The sequence below is a fragment of the Methylomonas stagni genome, from assembly GCF_050154735.1.
Lineage (GTDB): Bacteria > Pseudomonadota > Gammaproteobacteria > Methylococcales > Methylomonadaceae > Methylomonas > Methylomonas koyamae_A.
Window position 1 is genome coordinate 1,648,922 of the sequence record NZ_CP189557.1, and the last position, 26,392, is coordinate 1,675,313.

Genomic DNA, 26,392 nt, shown 5'->3' on the forward strand with positions numbered 1-26,392 from the left:
ACAGCAAACGCCCCGCAGAGCGGGGCGTTATGGTCTTGCCGAACTCGGCGGCCACTATTTTTGAGTTTTGAAGTATTTGAAGAAATCCGAACTCGGTTCCAACACCATTACGTTGCCCGGTTTGCCCAAGCTTTCCTTGTAGGCAATCAAGCTACGGTAAAACGCGAAAAACTCGCTGTCTTCGCCGTAAGCCTTGGCAAAGGTTTCGGCGGCCCTGGCGTCGCCTTCGCCGCGCAATATCTCGGAGTCGCGGTAGGCGTTGGCCAAAATGATCTCGCGCTGCTTGTCGGCGTCGGCGCGGATACGCTCGGCAGCCTCGGAGCCTTGCGAGCGGAATTCGCGTGCGACCCTGGCACGTTCGGCTTCCATCCGTTGATAGACCGACGAACTCACCTCGTTAGGCAGATCGATCCGCTTCACTTGTACGTCGACAATATTGATACCCAATTTGGCGGCATGGGGCGAAACATTGGTGATCAGCGCTTCGCGGATCGCGCTGCGATCGCTGGATACCAACTGCCTGATGTCGCGTTTGCTGAACTCGCTACGAAACGAATCCTTGATGATTTGATCTAGCCGGATGTTGGCCTGATTCACATCGCCGGCCACCGTGGTATAAAAGGTTTTGACATCGCCAATGCGCCATTTGACGAAGGAATCGACAATGACGTTTTTCTTTTCGGCGGTCAAAAATCGTTCCGGCGTGGAATCCATGGTCAGGATGCGCGCATCGAATTTCTTGACGTTATTGATGAACGGCAGCTTGAAATGCAAACCCGGCTGAAAATCGGCGCCGACGATCTCGCCAAGCTGGAATTTAATCACCCGCTCGGTTTCGGCGACCGTGAACACCGACAGCGACAACACAACAATCAGCGCGCCGACCGCGACTAAAATCTTATTTCCCATCGTAACGTCCTCTCACATCGCGTTCGCGGCTGTTAATCCGCACATCGGTTTTCGATTCTTTGACTGTCGGCAAGGTCGGCTGAGGGGCAACCGGCTCATGATTCGTAACCGAATCCGGCGCCGCTTCCGTGCGACCGACGCCCAGTTTATCCAGCGGCAAGTACATGACGTTACCGCCATCCTTGACGTCCACCAACACGTTACTGGCGCGCCCCAGGACTTGTTCCATCGTTTCTATATACATCCGCTGCTTGGTCACCCCAGGCGCCTTTTTGTACTCGGTCAGCAGTTGCGAGAAGCGACTGACATCGCCATTGGCCTTGGCAATGACTTTTTCCTTATAGCCCTCGGATTCCTGCACGATACGAGACGCAGCGCCGCGGGCCTTGGGTACCACGTCGTTGGCATAAGCTTCGGCTTCGTTGATCAAACGCTGTTTGTCTTCGCGCGCCTTAATGGCGTCTTCGAAAGCACCCTGCACTTGCTCGGGCGGCTGAGCGTCCTGCAAATTGACACTAGTGATCAAAATGCCTGTGCGGTAGGCATCCATCACCGATTGAATCTCGCTCTTGATCTCTTGAACGATTTCGCTGCGGCCTTCGGTCAATACGAAATCCATGTCGCTACGGCCGATCACACCGCGTTGCACGCTTTCGGTGACTTGCTTCAGAGTCGAAGCCGGGTCCAATACGTTGAAGGCATAATCCTTGGCGTCCTTGACCTGATATTGCACGGCCAGACGGACATCGACGATGTTTTCATCCTTGGTCAGCATCATCGCTTCCTTGGGTACCGAGCCCATCGCCTGACCGCCGCCCGAACGATAACCAACTTCTATAAAGCGTTGTTGCTCGACATTGATGACTTGTACTTGCTCGATCGGTGCCGGCACGTGCCAATTCAGACCGGGTTGCGACGTGCCGACATAGGCGCCGAACCGCGTAACAACGCCGCGAGTCCCTTCGTCAACCGTATAAAACCCGCTCAAGCTCCACAATACCAATGCACCGCCGGCAACCCAACCCGCACCGCGCATTGATGAGCCCGAGGTGCGGTTACCGCCACCGTTGGATCCGCCGCCAAACAGAGCTCCCAGCTTTTCCTGCAAGTTGCGCACGACCTCGTCCAGATCGGGAGGACTATTTTGGTCGTTGCGACCACTCCAGGGGTCTTTTTTATCACCGCCGGGCTCATTCCAAGACATACTAAATGCTCCAAAAATTGGATTTGAGAACTTAAAAAACCGCGTACCACCGAACCAATTTCACCCGATCGATCCCACTCAAAAAAACCAGTATCGACAGGCCAAAGAACGCGGCATTCTATCGTAAATCACTCCGACCGGGACAACTAAGTCAGACCGGCGCGCCAAATTTATCCGGTTCGCGGTTACGCATTAGGCCATTTCCAACGGGCTCGAGGTTTCGATACCCTTTAGCAAGCCCAAATGCTTCTGATCGATCTCCAAGGTCAATTCGCAATCGCCGGCTTCGTTGCAAACCTCGTCGAGTATCCGGACATAACCGAACAGCTTGGCTTTGACTCCGGCTTGCGCGGCCGGCAGATAACATTTTCGGACGACTTTGCTGCTGGCAAACAATTCGCACAAAGCTTGCTGCAACAATTCGCATCCTTGTCCGGTCCGCGCACTGATCCAAACCGCAGTCGGCTTGCCGTCTTCGCCGTAATCGATGTGCGGCTGGATGCTATCGAGCAGGTCGATCTTGTTGAAAACCTTGAGCTGCGGAATTTTGCCAGCCTCGATATCGTTCAACACTTGATTGACCTGGAAAATTGTCTCGTCGCGATCTTCGGCATGTGCGTCTATCACATGCAACAACAAATCCGCCTCGCTGGCTTCCTGCAAGGTTGATCGGAAGGCCGCCACCAGTTCGTGCGGTAGATGGCGAATGAATCCGACCGTGTCGGCCAGGATAATGTCGTTGCCGTTGCTCAGCGACAACTGCCGCAAGGTCGGATCGAGGGTCGCGAACAATTGATCTGCCGCGTAAATACCGGCACCGGTCAAGGTGTTGAATAAAGTCGATTTACCGGCATTGGTATAGCCGACCAAGGATACCGCCGGAATCTCGGCCTTCTTGCGTTTGCTGCGCCCCTGGTGGCGTTGTTTCTCGACTTTTTCCAAGCGTTGCTGGATTTGCTTAATGCGAACGCCCAGCAAACGCCTATCGGTCTCCAATTGGGTTTCGCCGGGACCGCGCAGACCGATACCGCCTTTTTGCCGCTCCAAGTGAGTCCAGCCGCGAATTAGGCGCGTCGATAAATGTTTAAGCTGGGCGAGTTCAACCTGCAACTTGCCTTCGAAAGTCTGAGCGCGCTGAGCGAAAATATCCAGAATCAGGCCGTTTCTATCGACGACCCTCACTTCCAGCGCTTTCTCCAGATTGCGTTCCTGACTAGGCGACAGCGGATGATTGAAAATGACGATATCGGCACTAGCGTCGGTTACCGCCAACTTGATTTCATCCAACTTGCCGATGCCGACAAAATACTTTGGGTCGGGCCGGTGCCGACTGCCGGTCACCACATGTATCGGCAGGGCGCCGGCGGATTTGGTCAGTTCCTTTAACTCGTCGAGATCTTCTTGCCCGGCTTGCAAATTTAGGTGAACGAGTATTGCTCGTTCACCTGCATCGGGACGTTCAAACAAAAAAACACCCCTTAATTGTCGTCACTAACTTCCGGCTCGCGGTGCATGTTGACGTTTTTTCCGGGAACGATGGTGGATATGGCGTGCTTATAAACCATTTGATTCACGGTATTTTTAAGCATGACCACGTATTGATCGAAAGAATCGACACGGCCTTGCAGCTTGATACCATTAACCAAGAAAATCGACACCGGAGTGTGTTCTTTTCTCAGGGCATTCAAAAAATTATCCTGCAAGTTTTGTGCTTTCGACATCCTATTTCTCCTTATTATTGTTCGGTGTACTGATTAATACATTACCCGCTACCTCCGTGATTTTCAACACGCGGTGCGCGAATAAAATTTAAACTGGTCTGGCCTAAACGCAAGCCGGATCAAAAAACCAGTTGTTCGGACGTAAACTCTCACGCCCTCGCCGTCAGAGTAAGCACGGACGCTTAAGTTCAGCTTAGCCGATTTTTTTGTATTTGATCCTATGCGGCGTATCGGCGTCGATACCCAGACGACGATGGCGGTCGGCCTCGTAGTCGGCGTAGTTACCCTCGAACCAAACCACCTCGCTGTCGCCCTCAAATGCCAGCATATGGGTCGCGACACGGTCCAGGAACCAGCGGTCGTGCGAGATCACCACCGCGCAGCCGGGGAAAGCCAACAAGGCTTCCTCAAGCGCCCGCAAGGTTTCGACGTCCAAGTCGTTGGTCGGCTCGTCAAGCAGCAATACGTTTCCGCCGCTTTTCAGCAACTTCGCCAAATGCACCCGGTTGCGTTCGCCGCCGGACAGATCGCCGATGCGTTTTTGTTGATCGGCGCCCTTGAAATTAAAGCGCCCGCAATAGGCCCGAGACGGCGTTTCGTACTTGCCGACGGTGATCATGTCCAGACCGTCGGAAATCTCCTGCCAAACCGTTTTGTTATCGTCCATGTTATCGCGAAACTGTTCGACGTACGACAGCTGAACGGTCTGCCCCATCGTAAACGTACCGGAATCGGGCTTTTCAAAACCAGCCATCATTCTAAACAACGTGGTCTTACCGGCCCCGTTCGGACCGATGATGCCGACAATACCGCCCGGCGGTAACTTGAAACTCAAATCGTTGATCAGCAAACGATCGCCGAAACCCTTACCGACATTTTCAGCTTCGATGACTACATCGCCCAGGCGCGGTCCGGGTGGAATATAGATCTCCTGAGTCTCGTTGCGTTTTTGCACCTCGACCGACGACAATTCCTCAAAACGCGCCAACCTCGCCTTGCTCTTGGCGTGACGACCCTTGGGATTGGAACGCACCCATTCCAGCTCGGCCTTCATCGCTTTCTGGCGGGAAGACTCCTGTTTATCCTCAAGCTCCAGGCGCTTTTCCTTTTGTTCCAGCCACGACGAATAATTGCCTTCCCAAGGAATGCCCATACCGCGATCCAGCTCCAAAATCCAGCCGGCAACGTTATCGAGGAAGTAACGATCGTGAGTCACCGCTACCACGGTGCCGGTATAATCGTGCAGGAAGCGCTCCAGCCACGCAACCGACTCGGCATCCAAATGGTTGGTCGGCTCGTCGAGCAAAAGCATGTCGGGTTTGGACAGCAACAGCCGGCATAAAGCCACCCGACGCTTCTCGCCGCCTGACAATTTATTGACGTCAGCCTCCCAATCCGGCAAACGCAAGGCATCGGCGGCAATTTCTAGGGTCCGGTCCAGATTGTGACCGTCACAAGCATTAATCACGTCTTCCAGATGCGCTTGTTCGGCCGCCAACTTGTCGAAATCGGCTTCCGGATCGGCGTAGGCGGCATAGACCGCGTCCAGTTTGGCCAGAGCGTCCTTGATGTGTTGCACGGCTTCCTCAATGTTGCCGCGCACGGTTTTGCTAGGATCGAGCTGCGGCTCTTGCGGCAAGTAGCCGATGTTGATGCCTTTCAGCGGAATCGCCTCGCCTTCGATTTCCTTATCGACGCCGGCCATGATACGTAGCAGCGTCGATTTACCCGAACCGTTTAAACCCAAGACGCCGATTTTAGCGCCCGGAAAGAACGATAACGAGATGTCCTTGAGGATATACTTTTTCGGCGGCACGATTTTGCCGACCCGATTCATCGAAAATATGTATTGCGCCATTGCTTTCGGAAGAAAGGAAACAAAAAAGCATTATACCGTGACCCAGCCAAATGCAAGGCCGTTATTTAGCGGCGCCGAGCGGACACACTTGCGATTTCGCCGCTCAACGCCGCCCAAACATCGAGAAACGGGGGCAATGGAAAATCAGATAAATCAGCAAGCCAAATCCGTTCCAGATGAAAAAACCGATTTGCGTTTTGGTCGGCAAACTGACGAACAAATAACCGCATCCAAGTATTGCTACGGACCCAGTCAACCACGGCCACGGCGCGCTGAATTTGCGAACGGCACCCGGTGCCCGGTGGCGGGCAACCAGCATGCACAGCGCGACCGTGGCGAAAGCCAGCAATGTTCCAGCGTTAGCCAATGCTGCAATCTCCGCTAGCGGGAAAAAACCGGCTACGCCGCCAACCAGCGCGGCGGTAAACCAGGTCGTGCGCACCGGATTACCGCGTCGAGATACCCGTGCCAAGCCGTTCGGCAACAATCCGTCGCGAGCCATTGCAAAGAAAATTCGGCTTTGGCCGTAGAAGAAGGCCAAAATCACGGTGGGTAGCGCTGCCACCGCCGTAAATCCCAGGCATTTCGCGGCCAGCGGCGAACCCAACTCCCGCAGCACCAGAGCCAAGGGTTCAACACTGTCGGCAAACCGGCGATAGTCCAGCGCGCCCAACGCGGCCAACGCCACCGCGATATAGATCGCCACGCAGATCAGCATCGAGCCGATGATGCCGACCGCCAAATCACGATCGGGACGGCGTGCTTCCTCTGCGGCGGTCGCTATGGCATCGAAACCGTAAAACGCGAAGAAAATAATCGCGGCCGCCACCATAACGCCGCGTTCGACACCGTCCGCGCCGACCGTTTTCGCGAAGCCGTAAGGCATGAACGGCTGCAAATGGCTCGCATCGAAACCACGGGCGGCCAGCGCTACAAACATCAGCAAGGCGCCGATTTTTAACACTACCAACCACGCGTTGCAGGTCGCGCTTTCCTTGGTGCCCAGCGTCAACAAGCCCGCAACCGCCCCAATGATTGCGACGGCAGGCAAGTTGACGATTCCGCCCCGCGCCGGAGCGACCAACCAAGTCGTCGAAATACCCAGCCAGTCCTGTAAAATCGGCGCGGCGTAACCCGACCAGCCCACAGCAACCGCGCTAACCACCAACGAATATTCCAGAATCAAACACCAACCCACTATCCAACCGGCTGCCTCACCAATGACAACCCGCGCGTAAGTGTAAGCGCCACCAGCCTTGGGAATTGCGGTCGCCATTTCCGCGTAAGCCAGCGCCGCGCAAGCGCAAACCAGACCTGCGAATCCGAAGGCGACAATAACAGCCGGCCCAGCCTTGGCGACGCCGACACCGATTAACGTCAAAATGCCTGTACCGACAATGGCACCGACACCCAGAGCCAACAAATGCAACACACCCAGACCGGGTTGCAATAGTTCGGCCTGCCCACGATATCGTCTGCCACTCGCCCAATTTTGCGCGATAGCCGAATCGAGAGCTGTATTTTTGGAATTGAAGCGACCGGTCAACAAAACTCTCCCATGCAAACTCTTTGACATAGGCCTTTACGTTACCGGAAAAGCCTAGGTCCCGCACCAGCAAACGATGACGATCAATCCAATCATGTTCATTACAGGGCTTTTGCTTCGGAGAAAAAGAGATAACGTAAGGAGCCCTCTTCAGCCTCAATCGTTAGCAATTACTCAGACTAACGATGTGCACAACAGGAAGTTTGCCACAAGAGCTTGCCGGAAGCAGCCATGCTGAGCGGGGCGCCCCTTCCGGCGCGAAGAGCCACGAAGGATTAATACGGATTGCTAAAAACCGAATTTGTCGATTCGGCTCCGGTATCCGCTTGGGTTAGTTCCGAGATAGAAAACCCTTGACCCGGGATCGAAGCCAGCGATTTTATCGAAGAAGCGGCGAGTTAATATTAGAGTTCCGGCGAATCGCGGTTTCGAAACGGGCTGACCGGCGGGGACCTTCAATCGGCAACGGGTTTTGCCTTGGTTTGCAGGGAGAATCGATTGAAAAATTGAGCCGGGTTCGGAAGAGGTAAATAGAGTTCGGTAGTCGCATATCCCGGTTGCTAGTCACTGGTCAGGCTGAGGATAAGTCCGACGATCCGAGCGTGGCTGGGAAACTCGATCCCTAATGCGGCGCTTCCGTCAAAAACCTGCCCGCCCCTACTTGGTCCATCTTCGCTATCGCCTCTCCTCGCCAGCGGACTTCAGCAAGGAGGGGCGTTTGCAATTACGTGGCCTCGCTAGATCGACGAAGCCGTTGCCTTACGCAGTCTGCTGGCCCCAAGGAAGCCGAACAATACCGTTCCCATCATTACAAAGCTGGGTGGCAACGGTACCGAACCGATAATGTCAGGTTGAGTCGGAGTACCAGCGGTCAACAAGCGAAATTGACCATCCCAAGCCTGCGGGCCGGTAAAATTCAAACGTAAACTGGAGACGTTGGAAAACACGCTGGGATTGGAAAACTGATTGAAATCGAACCAGAAATCTTCGGTTTGACTAACCGTCTTGCTGCCCGCCACGGCGATATCGTTAACGACCATTTCAATATTCACATCCAGATCGATGGTCAGAACTTCCAACAATATCGCACTGCCGTATAACGTGAAGTTCGTAGGATCAAACGTCCATAAAATCGACGCGGCACCGGCGGAACCAGCGGAATTGGAGATTTTCAAAGCGCCGGCGCCGGATTGAATCTCTTCCTTATTCGCATAACGTCCTTCGGTAGCCGTCGCGGAAAAGGTCCTGGATACGTGCGCCAAATCGCTGCCGGAAATTTCAGCGACGCTGTTGCTCGTGGCACCCGGCACATAGACTTCTCCCGGCCTTCCATTGCCGCGGTCCGTCACATTTTGTAGTTGGTTGAAATTATCGATAGTCAGGTTACTGGCGTCAGCATGACCCGCAATCGAGAGCAAGCCTGAAAACAGCAGCGAGCTCAGTAGTTTCAATGGAAAATGGTTACGCATGTTGGATTCCTCTGATAGGTTCGAATTCGTTGATAAAGCTTCAAGACAATTTGGACAGCGCAGGTTTTACCGACATTTGACGCAAATAAAACATGCCGATAATCAACAGCGCCCATGTGGTCGGCTCGGGAACCGTGTTGGTTTGCGTGCCGGTGCGATTGGCCGCCATCAAATCGATCTGTGCGTCCCAAGCTTCAACGCCGCGAAAATTCAACTGCAAGCTGCTCAGGTTGCCGAAACTGGAAGGGTTGGTGAAGTCTGAAAAAGCAATGGCGTGCTGACCGGTACCGCCAAAATTGTGAAAATCGAACACAGACAAACCGTTTGCGATCACTTGAATTTCAAAGCTCAAATCGATAAAGCCGATATTCAATAGCAGCGCGTCGGCGACCGACATCAAGTTAATCGGATCGAAGCTATATAAAATGCTTGCGGTACCGTTGGAATCGGTGCTGTTGCTGATCGTCAGCATCCCGCTTTCCACCGCAACTTCGGTATCGGCGTCGGTGGGGTTTGCTTCCGCAGTCAAGGTTCTGTAAGCGTTAACCAAATCGGTACCAAATATCGGCAGCGGCCCGTCGGTACCGTTTTCGGCAACTTGAAAGTCGGTAAAGTTATCGATTAGCGTTGCCGCCGATGCATTGTGCATAGCTGCGGACAACAACAAAATGGCGGTGAAATAGCCGAATTTGGATTTTGACGTGTTCAATGTAATTCCCCTAAGTTGATTGAGTTGACTGACAAAGCAGATTGAAGCCAAACCATCTGTCTTTTCGGGAATAAAGCGCTTTCCGTGCCAATTCCGTTTTTTTGATGGAAATCAAATAAATGAGGATTTTATTGAGGTCTATCACAGATTTGCGGCACGAGGTATCAGCCAGCGATGGCATGACAAGTACTGCCAAACGCGTCATGTAGGCCATCGTCAGCTATGGGTCGGGTTAGCGAGGAACTCAAACGGGATAAGACGGCGGTACGGCTCTGGCTAACGTAGGCAGAATTAGGGCAATACGCTTATCCAGGCACCGAGATGCCGCTGCCTCTTGATCAGGTTTTACTGGATTGCCGACACACACGTGCGAATATTCGACAGTTGGCATTTGCCCGCCAACTGCCACGGATTTCGGTTGGTCACGAAAAATACGGCCGGTTTATGAAGGACAGTCGAAAAAATAGGGTTTTACGACGACCTTCCGAGAGAGAATCTAATCCGTTCGGACCAAGCCGAAGCAAACTCAAAACGTCAAAAAAACCTAATCTACAGAAGCATTAAGTAAAGCTGAGTAACAACTGGCGCCGTCAATCAAAACGTTTGGCGTCTTTAGGCAACTTCAAGAAGACAGGATGAGTGGGAACGCCGTAGCGCTCTGGATAAAACACGCCAGCCAGGTGCAGACCGTGCGGCGGCGCGGTGCTGGCGGCTTGGGCGCGGTCCTTGATTTCCAACAGATGCAAAACCCAGTCCTCGGGCTGTTTACCACTGCCGATGTCGATCAGCACACCCGCGATGTTGCGGACCATATGGTGCAAAAACGCGTTGGCGCATAGGTCGATAATCACCTTATCGCCGTCGCGGTGGACATCGATGAAATACATCAGTCGATTGGGACTGACCGACTGGCAGCTTTGGGCACGGAACGACGAAAAATCGTGCTCGCCGAGCAGATGCTGAGCGGCGCGGTGCATACGCTCGGCATCAAGCGCGTTGTAGCACCAGGTCGCCTGGTCGCGCAGCAACGCCGACTTCATCGCCCGGTTCAGAATCACGTAGCGGTAAAATCGGGCGATGGCGCTGTAGCGGGCATGAAAATCATCGACGGCCGGCTTGGCCCAGGTAATGCGGATATCGTCCGGCAGATGACTGTTGCCACCCATGACCCAGCCGCGCAAATCCCGCTCGACCGGGCAATCGAAATGCACGACTTGCTCCAGGGCGTGCACGCCGGCGTCGGTGCGGCCGGCGCACAACACCGTCACCGGTTGGGCAGCGATGTTGGTCAGCGCCCGTTCCAACTCGCCTTGCACGGTGGCTTTACCAGCCTGAATCTGCCAACCGGCGTAGCGGCTACCGTCGTATTCGACACCGAGAACGATGCGGCTCACGCGCGGCCGCTCAGGCGTGAATAAACACCCGGCAGCCGGGCGACACCATGTCGAACAATTCGATCATATCGGCATTGCGCATCCGGATGCAGCCGTGCGAAGCCGGCACCGCCTGCATCGCTTCGTCCGGACAGCCGTGGATGTAAATGTACCGCCAGGCGGTATCGACCTCGCCGTAGCGGTTCTTGCCCGGCTCCAGACCGCCCAGCCACAATATCCGGCTGAGTATCCAGTCGCGCTCGGGTTGGGTCAGTGCCAGTTCCGGCGTATAGATTTCGCCGGTCGGTCGCCGGCCGACGAACACGGTGTTGACCGGGGCCTCGGCGCCGATTTTGGCGCGAATCCGGTGCCAGCCGGTCGGCGTGCATTCGCTGCCTTTCAGCTCGCCGGGCCCATTCTTGGCGGTGGAGACCGCAAACACCCGCATCACGCTGTCGTCTTCGATCAACAGCAAACGCTGGTCGGCAAGCGATACGTCGATGTAACAATGTGGACTCATGGTTTGACGAATAATGCGATGGACTCGACGTGGGCGGTCTGCGGGAACATATCCATCACGCCCGCCTTGACCAGTTGGTAACCCAATTCGTTGACCAGAATACCGGCATCGCGCGCCAATGTCGATGGATTGCAGGACACGTAGACGATGCGCTCCGGCCGCCAATGCTTGAAGTTGTGCAACACCTCGGATGCGCCGGCCCGCGACGGATCGAGCAACACCTTGGTGAATTTTTGCTGGCTCCAGGGCTGATCCCGAACGTCCTTGGTCAAATCGGCGACGTGAAATTCGACATTGTCCAGCCGGTTCAAGCGGGCATTTTCGCGGGCATGATTGACCAGCGGCGTGTCGCCTTCGATGCCGACCACGTAACCGGCGCGGGTCGCCAACGGTAGCGTGAAATTGCCCAGCCCGCAAAACAAATCCAATACCCGGTCGGCCTTGGTCAATTCCAGCGCGGCCAACGCGCGGGCGATCATTTGCCGATTGATGTCGTAATTGACCTGGGTGAACATCGCCGGCCGAAAGTTGAATTTGACGCCGTATTCCGGCAAGGCATAGCTTGGAATCACCTCCGGCTCGCCATCCAGCGGTACGATGCTGTCCGGTCCCTTGGGTTGCAGGCAAATGCTGATCTGGTGACGATGAGCAAATTCGCGCATCCGCTGCTTGTCCTCGGCGGTCGGCGCTTCCAACACCCGAAACGCCAGCACGCATTCGTGGTCGCCGATCGCGACCTCGATTTGCGGAATCTTGTCCTTGATGGTCAGGCCGGCGATCATGTCGCCGAGCAGGGTCAGCTTTTCGCCGACGATAGGGTACATCACCTTGCAGGCATCGATTTCAGCCAGATAGGGATTGCGGCGCTCGCGAAAACCGACCAGCACCCTGCCCTTTTTGGCCACCCATTTCACCCCCATACGCGCCTTGGTGCGGTAGCCCCAATGCGGCCCGGTCAGCGCTTCCCATATTTGCGGAATCTCGACCTTACCGATGCGGCGAAACTGCTCGCGCAGCAAATCTTCCTTGAAATGAATCTGCTCGGCGTCGTCGACATGCTGGAAGCTGCAGCCGCCGCAACTGCCGAAGTGCGGACAGGCCGGATCGACACGGTGCGGATTGCGGTCGTGCAGTTTCACGACCTTGCCTTCGGCGTAATCGCGGCGGCTGTCGGTATAGACGAAGTCCACGCTCTCGCCGGGCAAGGCTTCGTCGATGAACACCACCTTGCCGTTGACATGGCTGATGCCGCGGCCGTCGTGGGACAAGGATTCGATGGTAACGGTAACCGGGTCTAACGGAAGTTTTTTCTTGTAAGCCATTATTCAATTAACCTGGGTCGGATCGGCGCATCGCGATCCGACGGGACGGCGGGGAACTTTGAGGTCGGGCGGTTTAACCGACGCCTTGCGAATTTCAGGTCGGGAAGATCCCTGTGGACAAATAACGATCGCCTCGATCGCAGACTATCGCCACGATCAGCGCGTTTTCTACTTGCTGGGACAATTGCAGCGCCGCGTAAACCGCGCCGCCGGACGACACGCCGGCGAAAATGCCTTCCTCGGCGGCCAACGCCCGGGTGGTGTTCTCGGCGTTGATTTGGTTGACTTCGATAATGCTATCCACCCGGCTGTCGTCATAAATCTTCGGCAGGTATTCCTTAGGCCAGCGGCGAATGCCGGGAATCTTGGACTCGCCTTCCGGTTGCACGCCGACGATTTCAATGGCAGGGTTTTGTTCCTTCAAATATTTGGACGTGCCCATGATGGTGCCGGTCGTGCCCATCGAACTAACGAAATGGGTGATTTTGCCGTTGGTATCGCGCCAGATTTCCGGACCGGTGCCTTCGTAATGCGCCAGCGGATTGTCCGGATTGGCGAACTGATCGAGGATGCGGCCCTCGCCACGCGCTTCCATGGCTCGCGCCAGGTCTATCGCGCCCTCCATGCTGCCCTTGGCCGGAGTCAGGATGATTTCGGCGCCGTACGCCTTCATCGATGCGATCCTTTCCGCGCTCATATTATCCGGCATGATCAGCGTCATTTTGTACCCCTTGATCGCCGCCGCCATCGCCAGCGCGATGCCGGTATTGCCGCTGGTGGCTTCGATCAAGCGGTCGCCCGGCTTGATCTCGCCGCGCGCTTCGGCATGCTGGATCATGCTCAAGGCCGGTCTGTCCTTGACCGAGCCGGCCGGATTGTTACCCTCCAGCTTGACCAAAATCGTGCAAGCATTCGCCACCGGCAATCGTTGCAACCTTACCAATGGCGTGTTTCCGACAAAAGCTTCTATCGTTGGAAAATTCATGAATCAAACATCCGATTAACGTTGGGCGGCGATTATAACAACTTCGGACGCTTAAACGCCGCCGTAACCTAAGGCCGAAGCATTTGCCTTATAATCGGCGCCAGACCGCCCCTTCCAGGACCGCCATGCAGCCAATCGAACTTAATAGCCCGGAGCTTTACATCAACCGCGAACTCAGCCTGTTGGAATTCAACGCCAGGGTCTTGGCGCAAGCGCTGGACGACAGCCTGCCGTTGCTGGAGCGCCTCAATTATTTATGCATTTCCTGTTCCAATCTCGACGAATTCTACGAAGTGCGAGTGGCCAGCTTGCTGCAAATGGCCGAAATGGACGCCAACGTCATCAGCCCGGACGGACTGACGATCAACGAGCAACTGGACCGGCTGTCGGTCAAGGCCCACGATCTGGTCGCCGAACAATACCGGGTGCTCAACGAAGTCCTGATTCCCCGCTTGGAGGCCGACCATATCCGCTTCCTACGCCGCGACCGCTGGAGCGCCTCGCAAAAAGCCTGGCTGGAAAAATACTTTAACGAGGAGTTGCTGCCGATTCTGACCCCGGTCGGACTGGATTCCGCCCATCCGTTTCCGCGCATCCTCAACAAGAGTTTGAATTTCATCATCTCGCTGACCGGCAAGGACGCCTTCGGCCGGAATAGCGGCCGCGCCGTGCTGCAGGCGCCGCGCGCCTTGCCCCGCATCGTGCAACTGCCGCCGGCCGACACCGACAGCGGTCCGCACGATTTCGTGTTTCTTTCCTCGATTATCCACGCCTTCGTCAACGACTTGTTCAACGGCATGACCGTCAAGGGTTGTTATCAATTCCGGGTCACTCGCAACAGCGACTTCTTCGTCGACGACGATGCCATCGACGACTTAATGCTGGCTGTCGAAGGCGAATTGGCGATGCGTAATTACGGCGACGAGGTTCGCCTGGAGATCGACGCCAACTGCCCGGAAGAAACCGTCAACTTCCTGATGGCCCGCTTCGACCTGACCGCCGACCGGCTGTTTCTGGCCAACGGCCCGGTCAACCTGAGCCGGATTCAAGCGATTTATAGCCTGATCGAACGGCCGGAACTCAAGTTTCCGCCGTTCAAACCCAGCGTGCCCAGCGCCTTCGGCCGCAATAAGGATTTCTTCGCCAGCATCCGCAAACAAGATGTACTGCTGCATCACCCCTACGAATCGTTCACGCCGGTCGTCGACTTCATCAAGCAAGCGGCCGCCGATCCGGACGTGTTGGCGATCAAGCAAACCTTGTACCGTACCGGTGTCGATTCGCCGATCGTTGCCGCGCTGATCAAGGGCGCTCGCGCCGGCAAGGAAGTCACCGTGGTCATCGAGCTGCGCGCCCGCTTCGACGAGAAGGACAACATCGGCCTGGCCGCCAAATTGCAAGAAGCCGGCGCCCACGTCGTATACGGGGTGGTCGGCTACAAGACCCACGCCAAGATGTGCATGGTGCTGCGCAAGGAAAACAACACGCTGCGCAACTACGTGCATCTGGGCACCGGCAACTACCATCCGAAAACCGCCCGGCTGTACACCGACTACGGCTTATTCACGTGCGACAAGGAACTGGCCGAAGACGTGCGCCGGGTGTTCATGCAACTGACCAGCCTGGGCAAGGTCAGCAAATTGAACAAACTGCTGCAATCGCCGTTTACGCTGCATCCGGGCCTGATGAAGATGATCGAAAAGGAGATAGACCAGGCCAAGAAGGGCAAGTCGGCCAAAATCATCATCAAGGTCAACGCCGTGGTCGAGGAACAAGCGATCCGCGCGCTGTACCGCGCCTCCCAGGCTGGCGTCGAAATCAAAATGATCGTGCGCGGCATGTGCTGCCTGAAGCCCGGCGTGCCGGGGGTTTCCGAGAACATCGAAGTCCGCTCCATCGTCGGCCGTTTTCTGGAACACACCCGGATTTACGCGTTCTACAACGGTGGCGATTGGGCGGTATACGCTTCCAGCGCGGATTTGATGAACCGCAACATGTTCCGGCGAGTGGAAGTGTGTTTCCCGATCGGCGACCGTAAAAACATCGACCGGATTCTAGCCGACCTGGAAGGCTATTTGAGCGACACGGCTCAAGCGTGGTTGCTGCAAAGCGACGGCCAGTACCGGCGCGCCGAACGTGGCGAACAAGCCGCTTACCAAGTGCAAACCGAATTGTTGAAAGCCTTCTGCGGCTAAGGAGCAACGATGAGCCCACGCCAACACCGGCAGATCGTGCTGGATACCGAGACCACCGGCATCAATCCCAAGGAAGGCCACAAGATCATTGAAATCGGTTGCGTGGAATTGCTCAACCGCCGCCTGACCCGCAACCACTTTCACGTGTATTTGAATCCGGACCGGGAGATCGACGCCGGCGCCATCGAAGTCCACGGCATCACCAACGAGTTTTTGCGAGACAAGCCGCGCTTCGCCGACGTCGTCGAGGATTTCATGGCCTTTACCGCCGGCGCCGAGTTGATTATCCACAACGCGCCGTTCGACGTCGGCTTTTTAAATCACGAGCTGAGTTTGCTGCCGGGCGAGACCCGCACCGTCGAATCCAACAGCAGCGTGTTCGATACGCTGACCTTCGCCCGCAAAAAACATCCCGGCGCCCGCGCCAGCCTGGACGCGCTGTGCAAACGCTACGGCATCGACAACAGCCACCGGGAACTGCACGGCGCGCTGTTGGACGCCGAGATTCTGGCCGACGTTTATCTATTGATGACCGGCGGCCAGTTTTCGTTGCTGGAAGACACCGAAACAGAGCGTAGCGGCGAACAAGCCATCGTCCAGCTCTCCGCCGACCGGCCGCGCCTGAAAGTCATCGCCTGCAACGACGAAGAACAAACCGCCCACGAGCAGCGCCTAGCCAAAATCGCCAAAGTGTCCGGCAACTGCCTATGGCTAGCCGAGCCGCCCGAGACCACTTAGGCTATGCAGCCCTAGCCAACGAAATTCCTAAAATCGACAAGTTGCAAGAGCGATAACAAGCCAGAAGCTCACCCGCCATCCTTGAGTCGAAGGGCGGGGATTATTCATTCATGCGGTGATGGCGTTTGGGATAGAACGGCCAAAACCGGACTTTCGCCCTCACATTAAATCTGACGCTTGAACACCTGCTTACCAGCTGACGCTTGAACACCTGCTTACCAGTGAAATGAGTCATCCGTAAAACTTGGCTTTGTTTACATTTTTTACACTTATAATGAGCTGATTCCGATAGCTCTCAAGAAACTCTTTGGAATTGTTGTTTTTGGTGATGGGCAATTTGTTAGGCGAAGAATGAATCGATTTGATAAGTATGGATAAAGAAAACCTACAAGAACGAGAGTTATTGGAAGAATTGACTTCTGATCAGCAGCGCACTGGGGTAGAGGTTGAGAAAACTTCTGATGACTCTGTGGCAATAGTCGAGCCGTTCGACCCTGAGAAAATCGATGTCAAAACTAAACCTATGACGGTTGATTTAATCATGGCAAGGATTCGAGGTGGCGATGAAGAGATAGACTTAATGCCCGATTTTCAGCGGCGTGCCGGCATTTGGGACTTGACTAGAAAATCGCGCCTCATTGAATCTTTGCTGCTAAGGATTCCTTTACCTGTTTTTTACGTCGCTTCGAATCAACATGATTGCTGGTCTGTAGTTGACGGCCTTCAACGTATCACGACACTTAAAGAGTTCATTCATGACAAAGTGTTGGTGTTGCAAGGGTTAGAATTTCTTCATAAGCTGAACGGCAAAAAATTTGTTGATCTTAATCGGCAGATGCAACGCCGAATTTTGGAAAGCGAAGTCACCGTTCACATAATTCAGCCGGGTACTCCGTCACCGGTTATGTTTAATATCTTCAAGCGCATCAATACCGGCGGATTGCCGTTATCGGCGCAGGAAATTCGTCATGCCATAAAACAAGGGGCTGCGACAAAACTACTAAAGGAATTGGCTGAATCCAAAAATTTTAAAGAGGCCACTCGCAACAGTATTCGTGACGAACGCATGGCCGATCGGGAGTGCGTGCTCAGATTTTGCGCTTTCTATATTAACCCTCCTGATAAATACAATACCGGCGATCTCGATGCGTTGTTAATACAAACCATGGATGAACTCAATTCGTGGCCGGATAATAAAATCAAGAAGCTAACCAAATCCTTCAAAAATACGATGGATGCGGCGAAGCGAATTTTTGGCAAATGGGCGTTTCGAAAATATTACGGCTCCGATTACAGATTAAGCCCAATTAACAAGGCACTTTTCGAAGTGTGGACAGTGAATCTGTCAAAACTTTCGAGCGATGAAATCGATTACCTAGAGCAACATCGTGCAGCGCTAATGGAAAAATTCGCAGACATTATGATGCTTGATTTGGATTTCCAATCGTCAATTTCAGCCGCTACAGGTTCCGTTTCAAATGTACGGCTACGGTTTAATACAATTGGAAATCTGATTCAGGAGGTTATGCATGTTGAAAAAGCTGCATCTTGAAAACTTCAAAGGATTTAAGACTTTAGAAATTCCATTTCGTAATGTCACACTACTTTCCGGATTGAACAGTGCGGGTAAAAGTTCGGTAATCCAAGCGCTCTTGCTTTTGAAACAGATCGATTATCAGAGAGACCCAAGCACTGATCATGCTGAATTATTTCCTAATGGCGACTACGTATCTCAGGGTAGCGGTCGAGAGTTGTTATATGAGTTTGCTGATACTGACGAGATACTAATTGCCTGTGAAACATCTCTGCGTTCGCACTCGTGGCGTTTCAAATACAATCCCCAGACCCACCGGCTTATTACAGAAGACGTATTCGAGCGTAAGGATTTGGCTACTCTCGATCAGTTACGGTTTTCGTATCTGAGCGCGGAACGCTGGGGACCTCGGCTCACTTATCCATATGAAGATGTCGAGCAAACCAAAGGGTTAGGTATCTATGGTGAATATGCAATTCGCTACCTAATCGAGCATGGTGAAGCGCCTGTAGAAAATATTGCCGCGCGCCATCCAGCTGCTAAAGGCGATAGCCTTATTCATCATGTTGAGGCATGGTTAGGTGAGCTTAGCCCTGGTGTACGCATAGACGTGAAACTGATACGCGACGCTGGGGTTTCTCTGTTAAGTTACAGTTTCGAAAGGCGAGGTGACGTGGCCTCCCGTTACTACAGGCCAACTCACGTCGGCTTCGGCTTGACGTATTGTTTGCCACTCTTAGTGGCTCTGCTTTCCGCTGAACCAGGCACCGTTCTACTTTTGGAAAACCCTGAGGCTCACTTACATCCGCGAGGCCAAGCCGAACTTGCAAGGTTGATTGCTTTAGTTGGTCAAAATGTGCAGGTTATTTTAGAGACTCACAGTGACCACGTCATGAATGGATTGCGTGTGGCAGTTCGACGAGATGAATTGACACCTGAAAACGTTGCATTTCATTATTTCCAACGTGAAGGGACAAATGCCCATATTGAAACACCGGAAATTGACGCTAACGGCAGACTTTCCTTCTGGCCTGACGGCTTTTTTGATGAACACGAGCGCATGCTCGCGGCACTCGTCCGTAAATCGAAAAACTGATGTATGCATACGCCAGATATCATTTTCAATGAGACATCTGTTACAAGTTGCTCCATCCCCGACCCCGCAACTGCGCGTATAGCCTTCGAAGAGTTTGTTTCGGTTATCGGTACACTAATTGACATCGGGGCCACGAATAATGTTGTCCGCTCTCAATGCTGCCTTCAGGATGTCCGTATATCGACACAGTCTGGTGATAGATGGGCTGTAGAAGATTGGTTATTTGATAACACCATAGATCGTGAAATGCGATCCTTCGTATTGACACTTGATACAAAGATACCGATTGAAAACGGCGTATTACTTGATAAAGAGCTTGAAGACGCATTGATTGATCAAGAGTACCGCATAGCCACGGCTGAAGGACCAGACTGTTTTGCAGTTGGGTTCGCGATTTACAGTGGGGATGTTGTGGTCAGCTTACCCACGTCTCATATATGGGACGCGCATCAGCTCCGAGCATATGTTTGCAGTGACCTATCAATTATTCGAGAAGTTGTGGTCGACCATGCCAGCCGGGAAGGCCACTGCTATTTGCTCCAGGAACTGTTCGAGAAAAGATATATCAACTCAGTTACCACAGCAGCGGAATTGAATTGTGAGAAGGAAAATCTTTTTCCAAATCTACGATTCTCACCTGATGTGACTGATCAGATCGAGCAGATCGAATCGCGATATATTACCCGAGTGTTGGCAAAACTGGCCAAAATGAACGAAACAGCCAAAAACTGGCGTGACGTTGAATCAGTTACTCCTAGTTATCTATTTCAATGGCGAGGAGAAAGTGCTTCTACCATGAGCAACGCTGATTGCCTTGCCGCCCGTAAATTCCGCATGCCAGATGGCAATACATTTAGCACATACGAAAAACATACTGATTTTTCTAAGAGCCACCGTATTCATTTCATTGAAGACAGAAATGAACGCGACTTCATAATCGGTTATATCGGAAATCATCTTCCGACGGTGCTTTTTCCGCATTGATTATGAAAATATAAATAAAGGCGTCTGACCGCTTAGCCTAGTAAGTTGTCTTTGTCTGGATGCGGTTACAAGCAACTAATAAGGGGCGTTCGCGTCAATTCGCCATTTCCAAAAGCCGCCATTCACTACGGGCGTAATGGTATCGGAATCGAACGGCAACACACTTGCCGCTGCAAGTGAAAATCTATCCATCCCGCTTTTTGCCTTGGGTTTATTGCTCAGAGCGTTGCGCGCAAGGCTTTTAGTGTTATGCGCAAGGCTTGGAGCCTTGCGTGTATTGCTCGAAGGTAAGGCTCTATCCCGCCCACCTGTTGAGATCATTCAGCCTGAGGCATCCTGTGATTTTTTGATCAGGAGTAGCGATGGGCGTTACATCGAAATGGCGTCAGCATATTGAAGAATGGCAAGGCAGTGGTTTGTCGCAGGTTGAGTATTGCGTGCAGGAAGGCATCAATGTACGGACATTTACTGCCAGACTGTGCGACTATCGCAAACGGCCTGCGGTAGAGCCGGTCGCTTTGGTGCCGGTGCAGATTGAACAGCCTGAGCCTGCTTCTGTGGTGACACCCGCAGCTGCGGCTATGGTCTTGACCGATGCCCACGGTTATAGGCTGGAGATTTCGTCTTCAGTATCGGCGGGCTGGGTAGCCGAGTTGTTACGATGTCTGGCTTGATCGATTATCCCGCGCAGATTTGGTTGGCGGTGGCGCCGGTGGACATGCGGCGTGGTTTGGATGGCTTGTCAGCGATTGTTCAACAGAGTCTGGGGCATGCCCCGTGTGCCGGATCGGCGTTTATCTTTCGTAATCGTGCGGGCAACCGGCTACGGTTGTTGGTGTGGGATGGCAATGGGGTTTGGCTGTGTCAGCGCCGTTTGCACCAAGGCAGTTTTGTCTGGCCCAGGGTGGGCGATGCGGTGTTTGCGCTGACGCAGGCGCAATGGCACTGGTTAATTGCTGGAGTCGATTGGCAACGCTTATCCGCCCAGCCCCAAGCAGACTGGCAGGTGTGAATCAGAGGTAAAACGCGGCGGTAAAAAAGTCCTAAAATGTCCTAATATCAAGGCATTGGATGGGGCATTGCGGTATAATTCACCCATGAATCCGCTGGCCAAACTCGACCAATTGAACCTGGAGCCGACTGCCAAAACCGAGGTGGCGGCCCTGCTTCAGGCACTGATGGATCAGGCAGCCCAGGATGCCCAAGTCATCCAAACCAAAGACGCCACGATTCACGCCAAAGACCTCAAAATCGGCGCGCTGACCCATGAGCTGGCGTATTACAAACGCATCCGCTTCAGTCGCAAGAACGAAAGTCTGGCCCCGTTGCAGCGGGATGTGTTCGAGGAAACCTGGAATTCCGATATCTCGGCGATTGATGAGGAAGTCGAACAACTCCGGGATGATCAGCCCTGCGATACCGTGGCCCGTCCCAAACGCCCACGTGCCGGTCGCCAACCGTTGCCTGAGCATCTGCCGCGCATTGAGCATCGCCATGAGCCTGAGTCCTGCGCTTGTGGTCAATGCGGTAAAGACCTGGTCAAAGTCGGCGACGACTGCAGGGATGCAGGAGATAGAGCAACGCAGGAGCAGTTGCCGAAGACATCAGCGAGCAACTGGACGTCGAACCGGCCAAGTTCTTTGTGCATCGACACATTCGTCCGCAATACGCCTGTCGGGCCTGCGAAACCATCACCGCAGCCGCCATTCCACCGGCGGTGATCGATGGCGGTATGGCTGCCGTCGGTTTGCTCACCTGGGTGCTGATCGGCAAGTACCTCGATCATTTGCCGCTGTACCGGTTGGAACAAATCGCCGCCCGTGACGGGGTGATCCTGTCCCGCTCCACGCTGGCGGACTGGGTCGGACGACTCGGTGTCGCTTTAGCGCCCTTAGCCGACCGCTTGGCTTGGCATTTGTTGCAAAGGGATAGCTTACATGCCGACGAGACGCCGGTGCCGCAACTGGATCCCGGCAGTGGTAAAACCAAGAAAGCCTATCTGTGGGCCTATCGCAGCAATGATCTGCAACCGGGACCGAAGCTTATCGTCTTCGATTATCAAGCCGGTCGCGGCGGCCGCTACGCGCAGCAGTTTCTGGGCGAATGGCGCGGCCACCTGATGGTGGATGACTATGCAGGCTATAAAGCCCTGTTTGCGGCAACCCGTGCACATCCGCAATCGCAACGCCTACTGGAGCCGTGTACCGAACTGGCCTGCCTGGCGCATGCGCGGCGCAAATTCTTCGACCTGTTGCAAACCAGTCAGAGCCCTATCGCACAAGCAGCACTGAATCGCATCGCCAAACTGTACGCCATTGAAACCGAGGGCCGCGAGATGACAGCTGACCAGCGCAAACAGCTACGCGCCGAAAAAAGCCTGCCGCTATTGACAGACTTGCAGGCTTGGTTACAGCAAACCCGTTTGCGCACCGCGCCCAATACCGCCACCGCCAAAGCCATCGACTACAGCCTGAAACGCTGGGTTGCCTTAAGCCGTTACGCCGAAACCGGCGATCTGCCTATCGACAATAATCCGGTCGAAAACAGCATTCGCCCCATTGCCTTGGGTAAAAAGAATTGGCTGTTCGCTGGTTCCGAACGCGCCGGCCAGCGCGCTGCGGTCATCCAAACCCTGCTAGGCACCGCCAAACTCAATGGCCTCGATCCGGCTGCCTGGCTAAAAGACACCCTGGAAAAACTCCCCATCTGGCCCAACAGCCGCATCGACGAACTGCTGCCGTTCGGTGATCTGGATTAAATCATAACCTGCAACATCTGGCGATGTGGAACGGCTGAGCGCTTACTCTTGGTTTTACCACTGCCGGGATCCAGTTGCGGCACCGGCGTCTCGTCGGCATGTAAGCTATCCCTTTGCAACAAATGCCAAGCCAAGCGGTCGGCTAAGGGCGCTAAAGCGACACCGAGTCGTCCGACCCAGTCCGCCAGCGTGGAGCGGGACAGGATCACCCCGTCACGGGCGGCGATTTGTTCCAACCGGTACAGCGGCAAATGATCGAGGTACTTGCCGATCAGCACCCAGGTGAGCAAACCGACGGCAGCCATACCGCCATCGATCACCGCCGGTGGAATGGCGGCTGCGGTGATGGTTTCGCAGGCCCGACAGGCGTATTGCGGACGAATGTGTCGATGCACAAAGAACTTGGCCGGTTCGACGTCCAGTTGCTCGCTGATGTCTTCGGCAACTGCTCCTGCGTTGCTCTATCTCCTGCATCCCTGCAGTCGTCGCCGACTTTGACCAGGTCTTTACCGCATTGACCACAAGCGCAGGACTCAGGCTCATGGCGATGCTCAATGCGCGGCAGATGCTCAGGCAACGGTTGGCGACCGGCACGTGGGCGTTTGGGACGGGCCACGGTATCGCAGGGCTGATCATCCCGGAGTTGTTCGACTTCCTCATCAATCGCCGAGATATCGGAATTCCAGGTTTCCTCGAACACATCCCGCTGCAACGGGGCCAGACTTTCGTTCTTGCGACTGAAGCGGATGCGTTTGTAATACGCCAGCTCATGGGTCAGCGCGCCGATTTTGAGGTCTTTGGCGTGAATCGTGGCGTCTTTGGTTTGGATGACTTGGGCATCCTGGGCTGCCTGATCCATCAGTGCCTGAAGCAGGGCCGCCACCTCGGTTTTGGCAGTCGGCTCCAGGTTCAATTGGTCGAGTTTGGCCAGCGGATTCATGGGTGAATTATACCGCAATGCCCCATCCAATGCCTTGATATTAGGACATTTTAGGACTTTTTTACCGCCGCGTTTTACCTCTGATTCACACCTGCCAGTCTGCTTGGGGCTGGGCGGATAAGCGTTGCCAATCGACTCCAGCAATTAACCAGTGCCATTGCGCCTGCGTCAGCGCAAACACCGCATCGCCCACCCTGGGCCAGACAAAACTGCCTTGGTGCAAACGGCGCTGACACAGCCAAACCCCATTGCCATCCCACACCAACAACCGTAGCCGGTTGCCCGCACGATTACGAAAGATAAACGCCGATCCGGCACACGGGGCATGCCCCAGACTCTGTTGAACAATCGCTGACAAGCCATCCAAACCACGCCGCATGTCCACCGGCGCCACCGCCAACCAAATCTGCGCGGGATAATCGATCAAGCCAGACATCGTAACAACTCGGCTACCCAGCCCGCCGATACTGAAGACGAAATCTCCAGCCTATAACCGTGGGCATCGGTCAAGACCATAGCCGCAGCTGCGGGTGTCACCACAGAAGCAGGCTCAGGCTGTTCAATCTGCACCGGCACCAAAGCGACCGACTCTACCGCAGGCCGTTTGCGATAGTCGCACAGTCTGGCAGTAAATGTCCGTACATTGATGCCTTCCTGCACGCAATACTCAACCTGCGACAAACCACTGCCTTGCCATTCTTCAATATGCTGACGCCATTTCGATGTAACGCCCATCGCTACTCCTGATCAAAAAATCACAGGATGCCTCAGGCTGAATGATCTCAACAGGTGGGCGGGATAGAGCCTTACGAATCACTTTTAGTGTTGCGGGATAGACTTTTTGCGTTGCGATCGAGACTGGGAACCGCGTTAATTGCCGGATTTGCGTTGAAAGCGCTGCTCCGGCGGCCAGCCGGATATCCCATTAGCGGTCGCGGTGGGTTAGAGCGGCTTGCGGCGAGTCGCGGATACCCAGTTGATCTTTGGTTTGCCCCATAATCCATGCGCGAATCCTTTCGGCGTGCTTGGCGCGAACGAATTCTTGATAAAGAAAGCGATCTTTATCCTGATCTGAAAGTTTGGCGACCTTGGCTTTGTAGTCAGGGCCGCTTTGCCCAGAGAAAAGCACCTGCTCACGAAAATCAGTGAACCCCGATTCAGGTTTTACTCTAGCATTGAACTCATCTTTAGGTGACCAACATCCCCATGTCGTGAAAGTAGACAGCAAGTACAATCATCAACCAATCGGCATCGCTCATCATCTTTTTAGTTTGTTCAGGAATAATCCAATCCAGATTTTTTAACATCTCATCAATATGGGAGATGTCGTGTTTTGTATATTGATCGAATATCCCCTCTTTACCGATTTGACCAAGGAGCAATGCCACTTATCTCTTGATATGAAGTAGATTGAGGCCACCGAATGCGGCTAACTTTTCAGCTTTCTGAGCGTACTGTTCTGGTGTTGTGGTCAATTCGATAGACATATTTCCCTCTATGCAGAGGCAATTCGCCATGATTGAAAAAACGCAAAGTTTACGAGCACTCTACTAGTTACCCAACTGATAATTGGGTAGTTCCCATATATCACCGAACAAAGGCTCATTTGTGCAATAGCCGATTGGTTAGCTGTATATCATCGGTGAGATCTGGTAACCGTTATATGGCCGTCGTTGAATCACTTTAGTTGACAGGCAGCAACGGGTCGGATAGCAGCCCAACAGCCCGCAAGATTACCAAATCAACCCGCTTGTTTACAAATGAACTCAGTGGCAACGGATTATCCGTAAGAGCCGGGCAATTCGGCGGTGAATACTGTAGCAGCCATGATCCCGGACGCGGCATAGCCGTTCCCAGCCCAAAATTGAACGTTTAACCCGGCGTCATCAACGCGGAAAACGGCTTTGGGAACGTTCATGGCGACGCTGGGGGTGTTTATTTTGGCGTTTGGGGAGCTCCCAAAGGCGGATGGGTAGACCCCAGTGTTTTAGGAACCTTCCTGGGATTTCCGGGGAAGTTCCCGGTGCGTCCGGGAATCTCCCTGGAAGTTCCGGGAATGACCCCCGCGACGTTTTAAGCATTTATTTTTCCGTCGGGAACGGTAAAAATGCCGGCTAGAGGACAACCAACGCCAAGACGCGCATCCGATTCGCGGCCGCGCGCACCCTCGGCCAGTCAGTCTGTTTCCCTTTCGGAGTGGCGAGCGCGTATGCGCCGAACCGGTGCAGTTCATCGGCCGGGGCAGTTCGGTTCAGAATGTCTAGGACCGATCGATTAGGGACGTCGAGCTAAATTCCGATAGCCCTAACTGATCACTGATTTTAGAGCTGTAAGAAAATGGCGTGGTTTAATGGTAAGCGTCCTTTAAACAACGTCGTTGATTTTTTGAATAAAGCCGTACGAGCTTGATTAGACCGTTGGGTTGACGAGATGCCAAGGCAGCAGGGCTTCGAAGTCTTCGATGTTTTTTGCCAATGGCAATTGACGGAACAACGCGACAAGATAGATGCGCGGCTCGATGTCCACCTCAT

The 26,392-nt window shown here is 54.0% G+C and carries 23 protein-coding genes and 3 pseudogenes; 8 read left to right on the forward strand and 18 right to left on the reverse strand.

From position 1 onward, the window contains the following. Positions 1–54: 54 nt before the first annotated feature. The 12 genes from hflC to cysM all read right to left on the reverse strand — a co-directional run bounded on the left by hflC (position 55) and on the right by cysM (position 13,616). Positions 55–909: a protease modulator HflC gene (gene hflC / locus ACP4CD_RS07735; protein WP_071159690.1), complete on the reverse strand. Its 855-nt coding sequence runs from the start codon at positions 907–909 to the stop codon at positions 55–57. Continuing rightward, a complete protein-coding gene (gene hflK / locus ACP4CD_RS07740; RefSeq protein ID WP_064027102.1) occupies positions 899–2,113 on the reverse strand; it encodes an FtsH protease activity modulator HflK in 1,215 nt (404 codons plus the stop codon). Before hflK ends, hflC begins: the two co-directional genes overlap by 11 nt. 192 nt (positions 2,114–2,305) lie before the next feature. Next, positions 2,306–3,580: a ribosome rescue GTPase HflX gene (gene hflX, locus ACP4CD_RS07745; RefSeq protein ID WP_426994143.1), complete on the reverse strand. Its 1,275-nt coding sequence runs from the start codon at positions 3,578–3,580 to the stop codon at positions 2,306–2,308. Positions 3,581–3,591: 11 nt separating this feature from the next. Beyond that, positions 3,592–3,834 (reverse strand): RNA chaperone Hfq, encoded by a 243-nt coding sequence (gene hfq / locus ACP4CD_RS07750; protein ID WP_064027105.1) that lies wholly within the window; start codon positions 3,832–3,834, stop codon positions 3,592–3,594. 193 nt (positions 3,835–4,027) lie between these two features. After that, on the reverse strand, positions 4,028–5,692 hold the full coding sequence (gene ettA / locus ACP4CD_RS07755) for an energy-dependent translational throttle protein EttA (protein WP_064027107.1): 1,665 nt from the start codon (positions 5,690–5,692) through the stop codon (positions 4,028–4,030). A 103-nt stretch (positions 5,693–5,795) separates the two neighbouring features. After that, positions 5,796–7,142 carry an amino acid permease gene (locus ACP4CD_RS07760; protein ID WP_426994144.1) on the reverse strand — a complete coding sequence of 449 codons (1,347 nt, stop codon included), beginning with the start codon at positions 7,140–7,142 and terminating at the stop codon, positions 5,796–5,798. An 833-nt stretch (positions 7,143–7,975) separates the two neighbouring features. Next, entirely contained in the window at positions 7,976–8,707 is a 732-nt protein-coding gene (locus ACP4CD_RS07765; RefSeq protein WP_426994145.1) for a hypothetical protein, read from the reverse strand. Positions 8,708–8,747: 40 nt separating this feature from the next. After that, positions 8,748–9,416, reverse strand: coding sequence for a hypothetical protein (locus ACP4CD_RS07770; RefSeq protein WP_064027111.1), 669 nt, complete (start codon positions 9,414–9,416; stop codon positions 8,748–8,750). 590 nt (positions 9,417–10,006) lie between these two features. Next, entirely contained in the window at positions 10,007–10,810 is an 804-nt protein-coding gene (truA, locus tag ACP4CD_RS07775) for a tRNA pseudouridine(38-40) synthase TruA (protein WP_426994146.1), read from the reverse strand. Between the two features lie 10 nt (positions 10,811–10,820). Further along, complete coding sequence (locus ACP4CD_RS07780) at positions 10,821–11,309, reverse strand: L,D-transpeptidase (RefSeq protein WP_071159701.1); 489 nt, start codon at positions 11,307–11,309, stop codon at positions 10,821–10,823. Further along, positions 11,306–12,631 carry a 23S rRNA (uracil(1939)-C(5))-methyltransferase RlmD gene (gene rlmD / locus ACP4CD_RS07785; RefSeq protein WP_426994147.1) on the reverse strand — a complete coding sequence of 442 codons (1,326 nt, stop codon included), beginning with the start codon at positions 12,629–12,631 and terminating at the stop codon, positions 11,306–11,308. Before rlmD ends, ACP4CD_RS07780 begins: the two co-directional genes overlap by 4 nt. 94 nt (positions 12,632–12,725) lie before the next feature. Beyond that, positions 12,726–13,616 carry a cysteine synthase CysM gene (gene cysM / locus ACP4CD_RS07790; protein WP_426994148.1) on the reverse strand — a complete coding sequence of 297 codons (891 nt, stop codon included), beginning with the start codon at positions 13,614–13,616 and terminating at the stop codon, positions 12,726–12,728. A gap of 83 nt (positions 13,617–13,699) precedes the next feature. On the opposite strand from cysM, the gene ppk1 reads away from it, so the two are divergent. The 8 genes and pseudogenes from ppk1 to tnpC all read left to right on the forward strand — a co-directional run bounded on the left by ppk1 (position 13,700) and on the right by tnpC (position 22,921). After that, positions 13,700–15,811 carry a polyphosphate kinase 1 gene (gene ppk1 / locus ACP4CD_RS07795; RefSeq protein WP_269454749.1) on the forward strand — a complete coding sequence of 704 codons (2,112 nt, stop codon included), beginning with the start codon at positions 13,700–13,702 and terminating at the stop codon, positions 15,809–15,811. A 9-nt stretch (positions 15,812–15,820) separates the two neighbouring features. Then, positions 15,821–16,549 carry a DNA polymerase III subunit epsilon gene (dnaQ, locus tag ACP4CD_RS07800; protein ID WP_426994149.1) on the forward strand — a complete coding sequence of 243 codons (729 nt, stop codon included), beginning with the start codon at positions 15,821–15,823 and terminating at the stop codon, positions 16,547–16,549. Positions 16,550–16,919: 370 nt separating this feature from the next. Further along, the gene (locus ACP4CD_RS07805; protein ID WP_426994150.1) at positions 16,920–18,101 is read left to right on the forward strand and encodes a DUF262 domain-containing protein; all 1,182 of its coding nucleotides are present in this window, start codon (positions 16,920–16,922) and stop codon (positions 18,099–18,101) included. Further along, positions 18,079–19,179, forward strand: a complete 1,101-nt coding sequence (locus tag ACP4CD_RS07810; RefSeq protein ID WP_426994151.1) for an AAA family ATPase — start codon at positions 18,079–18,081, stop codon at positions 19,177–19,179. The genes ACP4CD_RS07805 and ACP4CD_RS07810 overlap by 23 nt, the downstream gene beginning before the upstream one ends. A gap of 3 nt (positions 19,180–19,182) precedes the next feature. Continuing rightward, positions 19,183–20,163 (forward strand): hypothetical protein, encoded by a 981-nt coding sequence (locus ACP4CD_RS07815; RefSeq protein WP_426994152.1) that lies wholly within the window; start codon positions 19,183–19,185, stop codon positions 20,161–20,163. A 362-nt stretch (positions 20,164–20,525) separates the two neighbouring features. Then, a complete protein-coding gene (gene tnpA, locus ACP4CD_RS07820; RefSeq protein ID WP_426994153.1) occupies positions 20,526–20,837 on the forward strand; it encodes an IS66 family insertion sequence element accessory protein TnpA in 312 nt (103 codons plus the stop codon). Further along, a complete protein-coding gene (tnpB, locus tag ACP4CD_RS07825) occupies positions 20,825–21,175 on the forward strand; it encodes an IS66 family insertion sequence element accessory protein TnpB (RefSeq protein ID WP_033159537.1) in 351 nt (116 codons plus the stop codon). The genes tnpA (ACP4CD_RS07820) and tnpB (ACP4CD_RS07825) overlap by 13 nt, the downstream gene beginning before the upstream one ends. Before the next feature lie 85 nt (positions 21,176–21,260). Further along, positions 21,261–22,921, forward strand: a pseudogene (tnpC, locus tag ACP4CD_RS07830) (IS66 family transposase). A 47-nt stretch (positions 22,922–22,968) separates the two neighbouring features. Here tnpC and ACP4CD_RS07835 read toward each other — a convergent pair. The 6 genes and pseudogenes from ACP4CD_RS07835 to ACP4CD_RS07860 all read right to left on the reverse strand — a co-directional run. Further along, positions 22,969–23,780: pseudogene (locus ACP4CD_RS07835) on the reverse strand (IS66 family transposase); the annotation flags it as partial. 166 nt (positions 23,781–23,946) lie between these two features. After that, a complete protein-coding gene (gene tnpB, locus ACP4CD_RS07840) occupies positions 23,947–24,297 on the reverse strand; it encodes an IS66 family insertion sequence element accessory protein TnpB (protein WP_033159537.1) in 351 nt (116 codons plus the stop codon). Beyond that, positions 24,285–24,596: an IS66 family insertion sequence element accessory protein TnpA gene (gene tnpA / locus ACP4CD_RS07845; RefSeq protein WP_426994154.1), complete on the reverse strand. Its 312-nt coding sequence runs from the start codon at positions 24,594–24,596 to the stop codon at positions 24,285–24,287. The genes tnpB (ACP4CD_RS07840) and tnpA (ACP4CD_RS07845) overlap by 13 nt, the downstream gene beginning before the upstream one ends. Before the next feature lie 190 nt (positions 24,597–24,786). Then, entirely contained in the window at positions 24,787–25,089 is a 303-nt protein-coding gene (locus tag ACP4CD_RS07850) for a hypothetical protein (protein WP_426994155.1), read from the reverse strand. Then, positions 25,049–25,249 carry an HD domain-containing protein gene (locus tag ACP4CD_RS07855; RefSeq protein WP_426994156.1) on the reverse strand — a complete coding sequence of 67 codons (201 nt, stop codon included), beginning with the start codon at positions 25,247–25,249 and terminating at the stop codon, positions 25,049–25,051. Before ACP4CD_RS07855 ends, ACP4CD_RS07850 begins: the two co-directional genes overlap by 41 nt. 1,021 nt (positions 25,250–26,270) lie before the next feature. Next, positions 26,271–26,381, reverse strand: a pseudogene (locus tag ACP4CD_RS07860) (transposase domain-containing protein); the annotation flags it as partial. Positions 26,382–26,392: the final 11 nt, after the last annotated feature.

Excerpts from the sequence above, each read along its gene's own strand:
- hflC (WP_071159690.1), bottom strand. The coding sequence starts at position 909 with ATGGGAAATAAGATTTTAGTCGCGGTCGGCGCGCTGATTGTTGTGTTG.
- hflK (WP_064027102.1), bottom strand. The coding sequence starts at position 2,113 with ATGTCTTGGAATGAGCCCGGCGGTGATAAAAAAGACCCCTGGAGTGGT.
- hfq (WP_064027105.1), bottom strand. The coding sequence starts at position 3,834 with ATGTCGAAAGCACAAAACTTGCAGGATAATTTTTTGAATGCCCTGAGA.
- ettA (WP_064027107.1), bottom strand. The coding sequence starts at position 5,692 with ATGGCGCAATACATATTTTCGATGAATCGGGTCGGCAAAATCGTGCCG.
- ACP4CD_RS07765 (WP_426994145.1), bottom strand. The coding sequence starts at position 8,707 with ATGCGTAACCATTTTCCATTGAAACTACTGAGCTCGCTGCTGTTTTCA.
- ACP4CD_RS07780 (WP_071159701.1), bottom strand. The coding sequence starts at position 11,309 with ATGAGTCCACATTGTTACATCGACGTATCGCTTGCCGACCAGCGTTTG.
- rlmD (WP_426994147.1), bottom strand. The coding sequence starts at position 12,631 with ATGGCTTACAAGAAAAAACTTCCGTTAGACCCGGTTACCGTTACCATC.
- cysM (WP_426994148.1), bottom strand. The coding sequence starts at position 13,616 with ATGAATTTTCCAACGATAGAAGCTTTTGTCGGAAACACGCCATTGGTA.
- dnaQ (WP_426994149.1), top strand. The coding sequence starts at position 15,821 with ATGAGCCCACGCCAACACCGGCAGATCGTGCTGGATACCGAGACCACC.
- ACP4CD_RS07805 (WP_426994150.1), top strand. The coding sequence starts at position 16,920 with ATGGATAAAGAAAACCTACAAGAACGAGAGTTATTGGAAGAATTGACT.
- ACP4CD_RS07810 (WP_426994151.1), top strand. The coding sequence starts at position 18,079 with ATGTTGAAAAAGCTGCATCTTGAAAACTTCAAAGGATTTAAGACTTTA.
- ACP4CD_RS07815 (WP_426994152.1), top strand. The coding sequence starts at position 19,183 with ATGCATACGCCAGATATCATTTTCAATGAGACATCTGTTACAAGTTGC.
- tnpA (WP_426994153.1), top strand. The coding sequence starts at position 20,526 with ATGGGCGTTACATCGAAATGGCGTCAGCATATTGAAGAATGGCAAGGC.
- tnpB (WP_033159537.1), top strand. The coding sequence starts at position 20,825 with ATGTCTGGCTTGATCGATTATCCCGCGCAGATTTGGTTGGCGGTGGCG.
- tnpB (WP_033159537.1), bottom strand. The coding sequence starts at position 24,297 with ATGTCTGGCTTGATCGATTATCCCGCGCAGATTTGGTTGGCGGTGGCG.
- tnpA (WP_426994154.1), bottom strand. The coding sequence starts at position 24,596 with ATGGGCGTTACATCGAAATGGCGTCAGCATATTGAAGAATGGCAAGGC.